This is a genomic window from Kineococcus sp. TRM81007 (assembly GCF_022669155.1).
Classification (GTDB): Bacteria; Actinomycetota; Actinomycetes; order Actinomycetales; family Kineococcaceae; genus Kineococcus.
The window spans coordinates 73,106-86,544 of record NZ_JALBVB010000029.1; the positions used below are offsets into that span (position 1 = coordinate 73,106).

12 protein-coding genes are annotated in these 13,439 nt (G+C 75.0%); 5 read left to right on the plus strand and 7 right to left on the minus strand.

The features are described 5' to 3' along the window. Position 1: 1 nt before the first annotated feature. The 4 genes from MN205_RS02600 to MN205_RS02615 form a co-directional block, all read right to left on the minus strand. The gene (locus MN205_RS02600) at positions 2 to 1,591 is read right to left on the minus strand and encodes a diguanylate cyclase (RefSeq protein ID WP_242124027.1); all 1,590 of its coding nucleotides are present in this window, start codon (positions 1,589 to 1,591) and stop codon (positions 2 to 4) included. A gap of 139 nt (positions 1,592 to 1,730) precedes the next feature. Further along, positions 1,731 to 2,045, minus strand: coding sequence for a hypothetical protein (locus tag MN205_RS02605; protein ID WP_242124029.1), 315 nt, complete (start codon positions 2,043 to 2,045; stop codon positions 1,731 to 1,733). A 29-nt stretch (positions 2,046 to 2,074) separates the two neighbouring features. Beyond that, on the minus strand, positions 2,075 to 3,736 hold the full coding sequence (locus tag MN205_RS02610; protein WP_242124031.1) for a sodium:solute symporter family protein: 1,662 nt from the start codon (positions 3,734 to 3,736) through the stop codon (positions 2,075 to 2,077). 160 nt (positions 3,737 to 3,896) lie between these two features. Beyond that, the gene (locus tag MN205_RS02615; protein ID WP_374115815.1) at positions 3,897 to 4,817 is read right to left on the minus strand and encodes a LysR family transcriptional regulator; all 921 of its coding nucleotides are present in this window, start codon (positions 4,815 to 4,817) and stop codon (positions 3,897 to 3,899) included. Between the two features lie 93 nt (positions 4,818 to 4,910). On the opposite strand from MN205_RS02615, the gene MN205_RS02620 reads away from it, so the two are divergent. Next, positions 4,911 to 6,071, plus strand: a complete 1,161-nt coding sequence (locus MN205_RS02620; RefSeq protein ID WP_242124035.1) for a TDT family transporter — start codon at positions 4,911 to 4,913, stop codon at positions 6,069 to 6,071. Positions 6,072 to 6,091: 20 nt separating this feature from the next. On the opposite strand, the gene MN205_RS02625 is transcribed toward MN205_RS02620, so the two are convergent. Beyond that, complete coding sequence (locus MN205_RS02625; protein ID WP_255817696.1) at positions 6,092 to 7,087, minus strand: iron-siderophore ABC transporter substrate-binding protein; 996 nt, start codon at positions 7,085 to 7,087, stop codon at positions 6,092 to 6,094. Positions 7,088 to 7,330: 243 nt separating this feature from the next. Between MN205_RS02625 and MN205_RS02630 the strand changes: the two genes are divergently transcribed. The 3 genes from MN205_RS02630 to MN205_RS21440 all read left to right on the plus strand — a co-directional run bounded on the left by MN205_RS02630 (position 7,331) and on the right by MN205_RS21440 (position 9,720). Next, positions 7,331 to 7,852, plus strand: a complete 522-nt coding sequence (locus MN205_RS02630) for a ribose-5-phosphate isomerase (protein ID WP_242124038.1) — start codon at positions 7,331 to 7,333, stop codon at positions 7,850 to 7,852. 31 nt (positions 7,853 to 7,883) lie between these two features. Then, complete coding sequence (locus MN205_RS02635) at positions 7,884 to 8,678, plus strand: triose-phosphate isomerase family protein (protein ID WP_242124040.1); 795 nt, start codon at positions 7,884 to 7,886, stop codon at positions 8,676 to 8,678. A gap of 64 nt (positions 8,679 to 8,742) precedes the next feature. Next, the gene (locus MN205_RS21440; protein ID WP_242124042.1) at positions 8,743 to 9,720 is read left to right on the plus strand and encodes a 3-hydroxyacyl-CoA dehydrogenase family protein; all 978 of its coding nucleotides are present in this window, start codon (positions 8,743 to 8,745) and stop codon (positions 9,718 to 9,720) included. Between the two features lie 46 nt (positions 9,721 to 9,766). On the opposite strand, the gene MN205_RS02645 is transcribed toward MN205_RS21440, so the two are convergent. Together MN205_RS02645 and MN205_RS02650 are read right to left on the minus strand one after the other, a co-directional pair. After that, positions 9,767 to 10,645, minus strand: coding sequence for a hypothetical protein (locus MN205_RS02645; RefSeq protein WP_242124044.1), 879 nt, complete (start codon positions 10,643 to 10,645; stop codon positions 9,767 to 9,769). Positions 10,646 to 10,864: 219 nt separating this feature from the next. Continuing rightward, positions 10,865 to 12,007 carry a DUF2332 domain-containing protein gene (locus MN205_RS02650; RefSeq protein ID WP_242124046.1) on the minus strand — a complete coding sequence of 381 codons (1,143 nt, stop codon included), beginning with the start codon at positions 12,005 to 12,007 and terminating at the stop codon, positions 10,865 to 10,867. A 210-nt stretch (positions 12,008 to 12,217) separates the two neighbouring features. Between MN205_RS02650 and MN205_RS02655 the strand changes: the two genes are divergently transcribed. Then, positions 12,218 to 13,439, plus strand: a 1,222-nt coding sequence (locus MN205_RS02655; protein WP_242124048.1) for a methyl-accepting chemotaxis protein, incomplete at its 3' end; no start/stop codon positions are given.

The following is a 13,439-nucleotide window of genomic DNA, read 5'->3' on the forward strand; positions in this document are numbered from 1 at the left end:
CTCACCCCGTGCGCAGGCCGCCGGCCGCGACCACCCGATCGCGGCCGGCGGCCTTCGCCGCGTAGAGGGCGCGGTCGGCCGCGGCCAGCAGCGAGCGCGCGTCCGCCCCGTGACCGGGGTGCACGGCGGTGCCGACGGAGACGGTGGGCCGCACCACCGCGCCGTCGCCCACGGGGACCACGAGACCGGCGCACGCGGCGCGCACCTCCTCCGCCCGCTCCTGCACCGCACGCTCGTCGGCGCCGGGCAGCAGCACGACGAACTCCTCGCCGCCGGTGCGCGCCGCCGTGTCCGCCGCCCGCACCGTCGCGGCCAGGGTGCGGGCGATCGCGACCAGCACCTCGTCGCCGGCGGCGTGGCCGTGGGTGTCGTTGACGGCCTTGAAGCGGTCGACGTCCAGCGCGAGCACGCCCAGGGGCGTGCCCCCGCGCACGGCCGCCCCCAGCGCGGCGTCGATCGCCCCGTCCAGGAACCGGCGGTTGTGCATGCCGGTCAGCGGGTCGCGCACGGACTCCTCCTGCAGCTGCGCGCGCAGCTGCTCGACGAGCTCGAGCTGCTCCTCCAGCCGCCGCCGCGTCTCGACGACCTCGGTGATGTCGCGGGCGACGACGACCCGCCCCAGGCCGCGACCGCGCCCGTCGTGGATGGCGGTGACGCCGACGTCCAGGTGCAGGCCGGGCACGTACTCGATCGGGTAGCGCACGTGCCGGCCGGGCAGGTCGCCGAGGGCGCGGGGGCTGAGGAAGGCGCTCGCCGCGAGCCCGACCGGGTCCGGCAGGTCGGGGCGCGAGCGGCGCAGCAGCTCCCGCCCGGCGGGGTTGACGTCCACCACGGACCCGCCGGCGTCGACGACGACGACGCAGTCGGTCACCGTCTCCAGCACCGCCTCGCGGGCGATGGGCACCACCCGCAGCAGCCCCTGCCGCAGGACGGCGCGCGCGCTGACGAGCGCGGTCACCGTGAAGCACAGCGGAGTGATGTCCTGACCGGCGAACAGGGCGGGGTTGCTGATGTTGACGGCGTTGCCCGCCAGCGGCGCGGCGGCGGCCACGAGCACGCTGGTGACCTGGCGGCGCACGGCGGCGTGCGACCGGTGCCAGGCGCGCCCGAGGTGCCCGACCCCCACGGCCAGCACCCCGTAGCACCAGGCGGTGTGCGCCCAGAACAGCGGCCCGTACACGACGGCGAAGTGGGGCGGGTCGCCGACGTAGCCGGTCGAGGTGAAGAACAGGTGGTGCCACGGGTCGGTGGCCACGGCGGCCAGGACGAGCAGCGGCACGCCGGTGAGCACGGCCACCTGGCGGCGGGTGGGCCGGTGGTGCGGGTCGTCGATCGTGCGGGCCAGCAGGTACAGGCCGACCACGCAGCCCAGGACGCCGACGAACGTGGTGTAGGTGGCGCTGCGGTGCACCAGCGCCGGCAGGTGCAGGTGCACCGGGGCGTTGCCCAGCGACCACAGGGCGAGGGCGGCGCAGACTCCGGTGAGCGCGGTGGCGGCGGGGGTGGCTCGCCGGTGGCGCCAGGCGATGAGGGCCGTGGTCGCGCTGAGCACCGCTGAGACGGCGAACGCGACGGCCAGCAGTTCCTGCACCGTCGTCCCCCGTCCCCGTGTGGAGGCGCGACCCGTCGTCCGCGCTGCGCACGGCATCGGCACGCCCCGCACGGCGCTGGAGCCCGGCTGCGCCGTCCGGGTGACGGCGCGACCGGGCTCCGGGGCGGGCCGGTTCAGCTCACTCGACGCGGGGCGAGGGCTCCCCGTGCCCGGGCACGAGCTCGCTCACGGGCCGCGGCGAGCGCCACGCCCACAGGAAGAAGGCGACGGCGACGACGAGCATCGGCGCGCCGGTCCACAGGTTGATGCTGATGCCGGCGGCCTGCTCGCGGTCCTGCTCGCCGTTGAGGGCGCCCAGGACGAGCAGGACGACGCCGTAGACGGCGAACACGAGGCCGATGATGTTGCGCAGGTCGAAGCGGCGAGCGAAGCGCACCGCCCGGCGGTCGGTCTCGGACAGGCCCGACAGGTCCTCGCTGGCGTGCTGGCTCACGGCGTCTCCTCCGAGGGGTTTCGGGGCGGTCACAGGAACGGCAGGTACAGCACGACGCACAGGACGAGCGCCACGGCGCCCAGCAGGGCGGGGGAGCGGTACCAGGCGGTGTCGCCGGCGACGTGGTCACCGGCGACGTCGATGGTGCCGACGCCCTGGACGAGCCCGCCGAGCTCCCGCTCGGGCTTGGGCCGGGTGAACGCCGAGACCAGCACCGCCACCACGACGACGGACACGAAGCTCCAGATGGAACCCCACATCGTCTCGGCCAGCGCGGACTGGAAGTGCAGGACGTCGGCGGTGTAGAGCACGTAGATGGTGACCGGGACGGCCAGGCCCACGAGGTAGGACCACAGCCCCGCCTTCGGCGTGATCCGTTTGAACAGCAGGCCGAGCAGGAAGACCGCGAACACCGGTGCGTTGAAGAACGAGAACAACGCCTGCATGTAGTTCATGATGTTGCTGAAACCGGCGGCGATGAACGCCGTGGAGACGCCGATGAGGACGCCGACGACGGTGATGGCCCGCCCCACCTTCAGGTAGTACCCGTCGGGCATGCCGGGCTTCACGTAGTCCTGCCACAGGTCGTAGGTGAAGACCGTGTTGAAGCTGGAGACGTTGGCCGCCATGCCGGCCATGAACGCGGCGAGCAGGCCGGTGACGGCGACCCCGAGGACGCCGGTGGGCAGGTACTCGCCGATGAGGGCGGGGATCGCGTCGTTGTAGGTGGGGCCGCCGGCGGAGCCCAGGCCCTGCACGGTGACGACGGCGATCATCCCGGGGATGATGATGACGAACGGGATGAACAGCTTCGGGAACGCCGCGATGAGCGGGGTGCGCCGGGCGGCGGACATGTTCCGCGCCGACAGGGCGCGCTGCACCTCGGCGAAGTTCGTGGTCCAGTAGCCGAAGCTGACGACGAACCCGAGGCCGAGCACGAGGCCGAGCCAGTCGGCGCCGATGGGGTTGGTGACGTCCCCGATCCCGGTGCCCTGCCAGGTGTGCAAGTGGCCCTCGCCGACACCGGCGGCCACCTTCTCCTGCAGCCCGTCCCAGCCGCCGACGGCCTTCAGGCCCACGACGGTCAGCGGGATGAGGCCGGCGGCGATGACGAAGAACTGCAGCACCTCGGTGTAGATGGCGCTGGAGAGGCCGCCGAGGGTGATGTAGGCGAGCACGAACACGGCCGAGACGAGGATGGCGAACCACGACGGCCAGCCGAGCAGCGCCTCGATGACCAGGGACATGGCGTACAGGTTGATGCCGGCGATGAGCAGGCTGGAGACGGAGAACGCGATCGCGTTGGCGACGTGCGCCCCGGGGCCGAAGCGCCGGCGCATGTACTCCGGGACGCTGCGGACCTTCGAGCCGTAGTAGAAGGGCATCATCACCAGGCCCAGGAACACCATGGCCGGGACGGCGCCGATCCAGTAGTAGTGCATCGTGCCGATGCCGTACTCGGCGCCGTTGGCGGCCATGCCGAGGATCTCGGTGGCGCCGAGGTTGGCGGAGACGAAGGCCAGCCCGGTCATCCAGGCCGGCATGGAACGCCCGGACAGCAGGAAGTCCAGGCTGGTGCGCACCTGGCGCCGGGCGATGAGCCCGATGCCGAGCACGACGACGAAGTAGAACAGGAGCATGCCGTAGTCCACGGCGCCCATGTCGAGCCGGAGATCGGCGGCGGTGCGCATGCGAACGTCCTCGCAGGAGTGGATCGAGAGGGCCGGCGGCGAGCAGGCCGCCGGTTACCTCACCACACTTCTTCTGCGCACGTGAAACCGGGTCCCCCCATCGGCTCCGCCGGGTGCGCGCGGTCACCGGACGCGACCCGGCGGTGACCGGTGGGCGGTGTCACCGGGAGCGGGCGGCGATCGCGAGCAGGTCGGCGGCCGGGCCGGCGGGGCGCTGCCCCCGGCGCCAGACGGCCCGCAGGTCGCGGCGCAGGTCCAGCCCCTCCACGGCGACGGCCGCCAGGCGGCCGGCGCGCAGCTCCTCGGCGACGGCGAGGTCGCTCAGCACGGCCGGTCCCGCGCCGGCCAGCACCGCCGAGCGCACCGCGCTGGTCGAGGACAGTTCCAGCACCGGTGCGGCCAGCGCGGTCCCGGGGGCGGCGGTGCTCAGCGCCTCCTCCAGGGAGGCGCGCGTGCCGGAGAGCGGTTCCCGCTGCACCAGGCGGGTGGCGGCCAGTTCCCGCGCCGGCACCGGCCGGCGCCGGCGCGCCCACGGGTGCGCCGGCGGCACGACGAGGACGAGCCGGTCGCGCGCCACGACCCGGCCGGCCAGCCCGGCGGGCAGGCGCGGGCCCTCGACGAACCCGGCGTCCGCCGCGCCGGCCAGGAGGCGGCGGGCGACCTCCTCGCTGTTGACGGCGTCGAGGCTGAGGTGCGTGTCGGGCCGCTCGGCGGCGAACGCCGCCAGCCAGTGCGGCAGCAGGTGCTCGGCGACCGTGAGGCTGGCGGCCACGCGCAGGTGGGAGGCGCGGTCGCCGCGCAGCGAGGAGATGCCGGAGTCGAGGACCTCCGCGGCGGCGAGGACGTGGCCGGCCCACTCCACGAGGAGGGAACCCTCCGGGGTCGGGCGCGAGCCGCGCGGGGTCCGCGTCAGCAGCGGGAACCCCACGAGCTGTTCCAGGCGCCGCAGCCGGGCGCTGGCCGCCTGCTGGCTGGTGGAGAGCTCGCGCGCCGCGGCGCCCACGCTGCCGGTCGCGGCGACGGTCACCAGGAGCTGGAGCGCGTCCAGGTCGGGCACGCGCGGGGACAGCACGCCCCGCACGTTAGCGCCCGCCCGCCTGCCACAACCCGCGGTTGTGGGTGCACAACCCGCCGGTGCCTACCGGGGACGGCCGTCCGGCGCGAGCGTGAGGGGGTGCCAGACCTCGGAACCCGCCCGGACCTGCCCGCGCCCCGCCCGCCGGAACGGCCCTCCGCGCACCCCCGGTGGCTGTTCCCCGCCCTGGAGCGGCCCGCGGACGCCGTGGCGCACCTGACGCCCGGCTGGTTCACGTGCGTCATGGGCACCGGCATCGTGGCCGCCGCCGCCGTCACGCTGCCCGTGCAGGTTCCCGGGCAGCGCGCGTTCGCCACCGCGCTGTGGCTCCTGGCCGCCGCGCTGCTGGTGCTGCTGCTGGCGGCCACCGCGGCGCACTGGGCCCGCCACCCTGCCACCGCGCGCGCCCACCTGGCGCACCCGGTCGTCAGCCACACCTACGGCGCGCCGCCGATGGCCCTGATGACCGTGGGGTCCGGGGCACTGCTGGTCGGCGGCGACGTCGTGGGACCGCGCGCCGCGGTGGTCCTCGGCGCGGTGCTGTGGGGCGCCGGCACCCTGCTGGGGCTGGTGTGCGCGGTCGTGGTGCCGTGCGTCGCGTTCACCCGGCACGAGAACCGCCCCGGCGCGGTGTCGGCCGGGTGGCTGGTGCCGGTGGTCCCGCCGATGGTCTCGGCGGCCACGGGTGCGCTGCTGGTGCCGCACCTGCCGGACGGTCAGGCGCGCCGGACGCTGCTGCTGGTGTGCGCGGCGATGTTCGGCGTCTCGCTGTTCGCCAGCCTGCTCGTGCTGCCGCTGCTGTGGGGGCGGCTGGCCCACCACGGGGTCGGCGCGGCGGCGGCCGTGCCGGCGCTGTGGCTGGTGCTCGGCCCCCTGGGGCAGTCGGTGACCGCTGCGGGGCTGCTGGCCCGCAGCGGCCACGGCGCCCTGCCGGAGCGGTTCGCGGCGGTGGCCGACGCGGCGGCGCTGCTCTACGGGGTGCCCGTGTGGGGCTTCGCGCTGCTGTGGGCGGCCGTCGCCGCCGTCCTCACCGCCCGCGCGGTCCGCGGCGGCATGCCGTTCGGCCTGACGTGGTGGAGCTTCACGTTCCCCGTCGGCACCGTCGTGACGGCCACCAGCGGCCTGGCGCAGCGCACGGGGCTGCCGCTGCTCACGGTGGCCGCCGTCGCGTTCTACGGGTTCCTGCTCGTGGCCTGGGCCACGGTGTCGGTGCGGACCCTGCGGGGGGCCGTGGACGGCCGGCTGCTGCTGCCGGCCTGAGCCCGCGGTCCCCGGCGGGGTCAGGCCCCGAGCGCCTGCGCGAACAGCGGGACGGCGTTGTCGAGGGCGTACCCCAGTCCCAGGGGGGTCCCGCTGGAGAACGCGGAGACGAGGTCCTGGTCGTCGAGGACGACCACGCGCCCCTCCTGCGCGGCGGGCAGCGCCTGCACCACCGGGTCGGCGCTGATCTCCTCGGCGGACGCGCCGATGGGGAACAGCACGACGAGGTCGGCGTCCAGCAGCGAGAGCTGCTCGGCGGACAGCGACACCGAGAAGCTGTCGCTGGGCAGGTCCGCGATGGCGGGGTTCTGCACGAAGCCGAGGGAGGTCATGAAGTCCACGCGGCCGTCGCCCTCGACGTAGGCGCCCCAGCCGCCGGAGTAGAAGGTGCCCACGGTGACCGTCTTGCCCTGGAACTCCGGGTGGGCGGCGGCCACGTCCTCGAAGCGGACCCGCAGGTCCGAGACGAGCTCCTCGCCGAGCTCCCCCTTGCCCAGGGCGGCCGCCACCAGGGCGACCTGCTCCTCCCAGGAGGTGCCGTAGGGGATGGTGGTCCCCGGCGGCGGCCCGACGGTCGTCGTGATCCCGGAGAGGTTCTCGTGCTTCGCCGGGTCGTTGTCGCTGCGCGTGTTGAGGATCAGGTCCGGCTGCAGCGCGGCGACCGCCTCGTAGCTGAGCTCCAGGGTGCCGAGCTGCTCGGGGGTGCGGGTGACGAGGTCGTCGGCCCACGGGCCGACGCCGTCGCCGCCGAACGCCAGCCAGTCGGAGGTGCCGACGACCTGGGTGCCCAGCGCCAGGCAGGTCTCGGCGTCGCCCCAGCCGAGGGCGACGACCCGTTGGGGGTCCTCGGGCAGCTCGACGGTGCCGAAGAGGGTCTCCACGGTGGCGGCCGAGGCGCCGTCCGCCGGGTCCGGCGTCGCGCTGGCCGAGCCCTCGCCGGACTCCGACGAGCACGCGGTCAGGGCCGTGAGGCCGGTGATCGACGTGCCGGCGAGGAGGGTGCGGCGGGACGGCAGGGACACGGGTGCTCCGATCAGGGAAGGTCAGGCTCACCTTGCTGACGTCGAGCCTAACCGACGGCGGCCCGGCGACCGCCTCGGCGGCCTCGGCCGCTCCACGCCCCGCGGTGGTCGAGGGAGCGGCGCCTTCCCCGACCGCTCTCCTCGATCACCGTGGGGGGGAACACCGGGGGGCGGCGGGTGTTGAACACCGTGGACGCCCATCGTGAGGGCACGAAACCGCAGAACGAGGAGAGCACCGTGAGCGAGACCTCCCAGAGCCCGCAGTGGCGCGTCGTCGTCGCCGCCGACGAGGCCGGGCTGTCCTACAAGGACGCCATCAAGGCCGACCTGGAGAAGGACCCGCGCGTGAAGGAGGTCATCGACGTCGGCATCAACGGCGACGAGGACACCGCCTACCCGCACGTGGCGGTGGCCGGTGCCCGCAAGATCGCCGCCGGTGAGGCCGACCGCGGCATCTTCGTGTGCGGCACCGGCATGGGCGTGGCCATCGCCGCGAACAAGGTCAAGGGCGTGCGCGCCTCGACCGCGCACGACTCCTTCTCCGTCGAGCGCCTGGTGCTCTCCAACGACGCGCAGGTCCTCACCCTGGGCGAGCGCGTGATCGGCAAGGAGCTCGCGCGCCGGCTGGCCAAGGAGTTCCTCGGCTACGTCTTCGACCCCTCCAGCGCCTCCAAGGCCAAGGTCGACGCGATCTGCGGGTACGAGACCGACACCGACGCGTCCGACGCGGCCGAGGCCGATACGGTCGCCTCCTGCTGAGACCGCCGCACACCACCGGAGAGCACGCACCATGACCAGCCGTCCACGCCCGCTCGTCGGGGTCAGCCTCAAGATGTACTTCTCGCTGGCCCGCACGCGCAGCTACCTCGCCGACGTCGCGGCCCTCGGTCCGGACGTCGCGGCGAGCGGCGTGGACGCGTTCGTCATCCCCGACTTCCTCAACATCACCACGGCCGTGGACCTGCTGCGCGGCACGCCCGTGGCGGTGGGGGCGCAGGACGCCTCCTGGGAGGACTTCGGGGCGCTGACCGGCGAGGTCTCCCCCGCGGCGCTGCGCGAAGCGGGGGTCCGCTTCGTCGAGATCGGCCACGCCGAGCGCCGCCGCATGTTCGCCGAGGACGACATCGTCACCGCCCGCAAGGCCGCCGCGGCGGCCCGCAACGGCCTGGTCCCGCTGATCTGCATCGGCGAGAACGTGCGCATCGACGTCGAGGACGCGGCCCGCACCACGATCAGCCAGGTGCTGGCCGCCCTGGAGGAGGTGCCCGGTGACGCCGAGGTCGCCATCGGCTACGAGCCCAACTGGGCCATCGGGCAGACCGAACCGGCACCCCCGGAGCACGTCGTGGGCGTCACCACCCGGCTGCGCGAGGCGCTGTCGCACCGCAGCGGCACCACCCGGATCCTCTACGGCGGCAGCGCAGGCCCCGGCCTGTTCACCCAGGTCGCCGACGGCGTCGACGGCCTGTTCCTGGGGCGCTTCGCCCACGACGTCGCCAACTTCCGCGCGGTGATCGACGAGATCGCCGAACTGCGCGGCACCGCCGACCACGTCCCCGGCCCGCAGGCCGGCGACCGCGCCTGACCCCGCCCCGGCGGGGTGCGACGCGGCTCCTGCGGCCACCCACCACTCACGACCGGAGAACGCTGTGCCCACCGCACCCCGCACCGACAAGATCACCCGCGTCGCCCAGATCGGCACCGGCTACATGGGCGGCGGCATCGCCCAGTCGCTGGCACTGGCCGGCAACGACGTCTGGCTGGCCGACGCCGACAAGGAGTCGACCCAGCGCAACTACGAGCGCCTGCTGAAGGAGTCCGAGCTCTTCGAGGGGCAGGGCCTGTTCGCGCCCGGCAGCACCGAGGTGCTGAAGGAGAAGTTCCACCCCGCCGACTCCATCGAGGAGGCCGTCGCCGACGTCCACTTCGTCGAGGAGGCGGTCTTCGAGGACCCGGCCGTCAAGAAGGACGTCCTCTCCCGCGTCGAGAAGGCCGTCACCCCCGGCACCATCATCGGCACCAACACCTCCACCATCCCGGTCAAGGTGCTCGCCGAGGCCTTCGAGGACGCCTCGCTGTTCCTCACCGTGCACTTCTCCAACCCGGCGCCGTTCATCCCGGGCGTCGAGCTCGTCACCGGCGAGGCGACCGACCCGGCCGTCCTGCCCCTCATCGACGACCTGCTCACCCGCGCCGGCCGCAAGGGCGCGCAGGTGCAGGACGTGCCCGGCTTCGTCCTGAACCGCCTGCAGTACGTCCTGCTGAAGGAGGCCATGACGGTCGTCGAGGAGGGCGTGGCCACGCCCACCGACGTCGACACGATCGTCTCCACCACCTTCGGCTTCCGCCTGCCGTTCTTCGGGCCGTTCGCCATCGCCGACATGGCCGGCCTGGACGTGTACGCCAAGGGCTTCAAGGTCCTGGAGAACCACTTCGGTGAGCGCCTCTCGGCGCCGCAGAACCTGCTGGAGCTGGTGGCGGAGGGCAAGTTCGGCACCAAGACCGGTTCCGGGTTCCTGGAGCTGGAGCCGGAGAAGCTCGCCGCGCTCATCGACTACCGCAACAAGGCCTACAAGAAGATGGCCGAGCTGCTGGCCGACCTGGGCCCCTCGCCGCTCGCCGAGTGAGCACGATCGGCCCTCCACCCCGGGTGGAGGGCCGGTCCCGCCCGGGTCAGCTCCCGGGCACCCCTTCACCGGTCAGCGCCCGCACGCGTTCGGCCGGCACGTCGAGGCGCTGCAGCTGCGCGTGCAGCACGAGGCACCCGGCGTCCGGAGCGCCCTGGGCCGCGGCGCGTGCCGCGGCCGACGCCGCGGGCAGCTCGAGGCGGCGCAGCGCCCGGCCGCTGGCCTCCAGGACCCCCAGCACGACGGGGTCGGTCAGGCGCGGCAGGGAGCCCGCGGGGCCGTCCAGCGCCAGGCAGCCCACCACGGCCGACACGGGCCCGGAGTCGTCCACGAGCGGCACGGCGACCACGGCGCCGTACTTGCCGCGCAACCGGCGGTGCTCCTCGAACGTCAGCCCCTGCCTCGCCTCCGCGGGGAGGCGCCGCCAGCCGGCGGCGTCGACCTCGCCGAGGGCGCTCTCGGCGGCGGACACGTCCACGGCGACGACCTCCCCCTCAGCCACGCACCGGCCGATCACGCCCTTGCCGGGCGCCCAGACCGTCCCCGAGGCCGCGGGACGGCGCCCCGCGCGCACCCGGTGCAGCCGCAGCAACCGCGCGGGGCGCCCCGGCCACGCCGGCCGGTGCAGCCGGTAGGCGGCGACCGCCAGCTCGCGCGGGTCCAGCCCGGTCGCGTCCACGACGCTCCACAGCACCGCGTGCAGCAGGTCGTCCAGCACGTCCCGGTGCGCGGCCCGCCGTCCGGCGCGCCACCGGCCGACCGCCTGCTCGACAGTGGAGACGACGGCGAGGACGGCGGTGAGCAGCACCAGGGCGGCCACGACGCCCGGGCCGCCGTCCCAGGTGCCGGCCCGCTCCAGACCCAGCGCGGCGCCCGCCGCAGCCGCCAGCACGGCGAGCCCCACGTCCACGACCAGTCGCCGCACGCGCTCCTCCAAACCATCGAGACGCCGGGACCCGTCGTTCCGGCGTCCACACCGTAGGGAGGCGCGCAGACACCGGTTCCCCTCCGCTGCCGGATCGCACCGGGTTTTTTACCGGATTTTGTACCCGCGATAACGGCATTTTCTCCCAGTCGCGCGCGGCGATCACCGGAGCCCGACCGCGAGGCCCCCGAGCCCGGGGGCGGCGCCCGCGGACCCGGCCTACCGCTGGGCGTCCCACCGGACGGGGACGCCGTGCGGTGGAGCCGTCCCCACGACGCGGCGCTGCCCGCCCGGCCAGGTGGTGACGGTCACCGGGTAACCCGTCTCCCCGCGGTCGAAGGCGCCCGCGTCGCCACCACCGGGTTCCAGGGAGACCCGGGCCAGCGGGGCCGCGGGCGTCGCGGCCTCGCCGAGCTGCGCCAGCCGCCGCTCGGCGGCCTCCCGCTCGTCGTCGGGCAGGTACTGCCACACCACCGAGTGCTGCACCACCGTCAGCGCCCCGTCCTGCAGCCGGAGGTCCGCCAGCAGACCGGCCGCCCCGATCCGGCGGCGGTCCACCGGAACCCGCCGCGCCAGCTCGAGGGCGGTCTCCAGGCGTGCGGCGCGGTGCGGTTGGTCCGCCCACACGTACGAGCGCAGCAGCAGCGCGCCGTCGGCCGAGGTGGGGTCCACGACGTCCGGGTCGCCGCCGACGCGCTCGACGACCCGGAAGGAACCCGGCGCCGGCCACGCCGGCGGTTCGGAGTCCCAGGCCCCCTCCAGCTCGACGGGCGACTCCTCCGGCCCACGCACCCGCCCGTCGCCACCGCGGTAGCGGAAGCGGTCCAGCAGCAGGTTCAGCCCGGCGGAGCAGCCCACCTCCCGCAGCCGCACCGGCACGGGCGGGCCGGGAGTGGGGCGCACCTGCGCGACGGCGGTGAGCAGGCCGCCCAGCAGCGCCGCGGCCCGCCCCACCTCGTTGGTCTGCGGGGCCGTGCGCAACCCCGCGCGCACCTCCTCCCCCGAGGCGGCCAGCAGGTCGCGCAACGCCGACCAGGCGGCCTCCGCGTCGCCGTCACCGCCCGTGCTGGGCAGGTGCGCGGCGTAGCCGGGGGCGGCGCCGGACAGGGCCAGGCGGTGCGCGACGCCCAGCAGCCGCAGCGGCAGCGCCGCACCCGGCGGGTCGTCCTCGTGCCCGGCGAGCACCAGGCGCACCGGGCCACCGGCCAGGACGTCGTCGGCGGCGCGGGTGAGCAGTCGCGCGTACAGGGGGGAGCCGAGGTCGGCGCAGGCGCGCGCCTGGTCGCGCAGCAGGTCCACGAGCCGCCCGGCGCCTGCCGTCCCGCCCGCGTCCGCCCCGTCCCCCGCCCGCTCACCGGTCATCCACCCACGCTAGCGAGCGCCGGGCGCGGGCACCCCACCACGCCCGCACCCGTGCGCCCCGGACCGGAGCGCCCCGGACGGAACCGGCGGAACGCCTCGAACGCCTCAACCGACCCGGTGCCCGTGCCGATGAGCACGGCACAGGCAGCACCTGCCGAGCGCGGCGCACCCCCCGGGCCGTCCACGGCCGACGTCCGACGGAGGACCACCATGGCCAGCGCTCACCCGCCCACCCCCGGTCCCCGCGGGCCGCTCGGCGCCTTCCGCGACCTGAGGACCGCGTCGAAGCTGATGGCGGGCTTCCTCGTCGTCTGCTGCGCGGTCGTCGTGGTCGGCGTCCTGGGCCTGGCACGCCTGAGCGACTCCCAGGAACGCCTGAGCGCCTACGACGTCAACGTCACCCAGCCCCTGGACGAGCTCGAGCGTGCCCACGTCCGCCTGGAACGCTCCCTGGTCCAGCTCGACGAGCTCTTCATGCAGACCGACGCCTCGGCCGTCACCGAGCTGGTCGCCGAACTGGGGACCGTCGACGACGAGCTGGACGCGCACCTCGCCGCCGGCGCGGGCCCCGACGCCCCGGCCGCCACCGGCGAGTCCATCGCCGAGGTCGCGGACCTCGTCGCGCAGTGGCGCCAGGAGCGCGACACCGTCCTGGTGCCCATCGCCCTGGGCAGCAACGACGGCGGCGAGTACGCCGCCGCCCGCGCGGAGCGCGCCGACGCGCTCTTCGAGCAGGCGCGCACCCGGCTCGACGCCCTGAAGGTGGTCCAGCGCGACTTCGGCGCCGCCTACCTCGCGGACGCCCGCGAGGCCTACGCGACCGCCCGGACCGTCACCGTCGTCACCATCGTCGCCGCCGTCGCGCTGGGGCTGGCCCTGGCCGTCGGCATCGCGCGCATGGTCTCCAAGCCGCTGGAGCGCACCGTGGAGGTCCTCGAGGGGCTGGCCGACGGCGACCTCTCCCGCACCCTGGACGTCGACACCCGCGACGAGGTGGGCGACATGGCGCGCGCCCTGAACAAGGCCATCGCGGGGATGGCCGGCACCGTGCGCGCCATCTCCGGCAACGCCGACGCCCTGGCCACCGCCAGCGAGGAGCTGACGGCCACCTCCGCCCAGCTGTCGGCGAACGCGCGGGACTCCGCCGCCCGGGTCGAGCAGGCGTCGCAGGCCGTGGACGGGGTCTCCGGCAGCGTGTCCACCGTGGCCGCGGGCACCGAGGAGATGGGCGCGTCCATCCGCGAGATCGCGGACAACGCCGCCGGCGCGAGCGAGGTGGCCACGCGCGCCGTGGGGATGGCGCAGGAGACCGGCGAGATCGTCGACCGCCTCGGGCGCTCCTCCGCGGAGGTCGGCGACGTCGTGAGGGCCATCACCGCCATCGCCGAGCAGACGAACCTGCTGGCGCTGAACGCCACCATCGAGGCCGCCC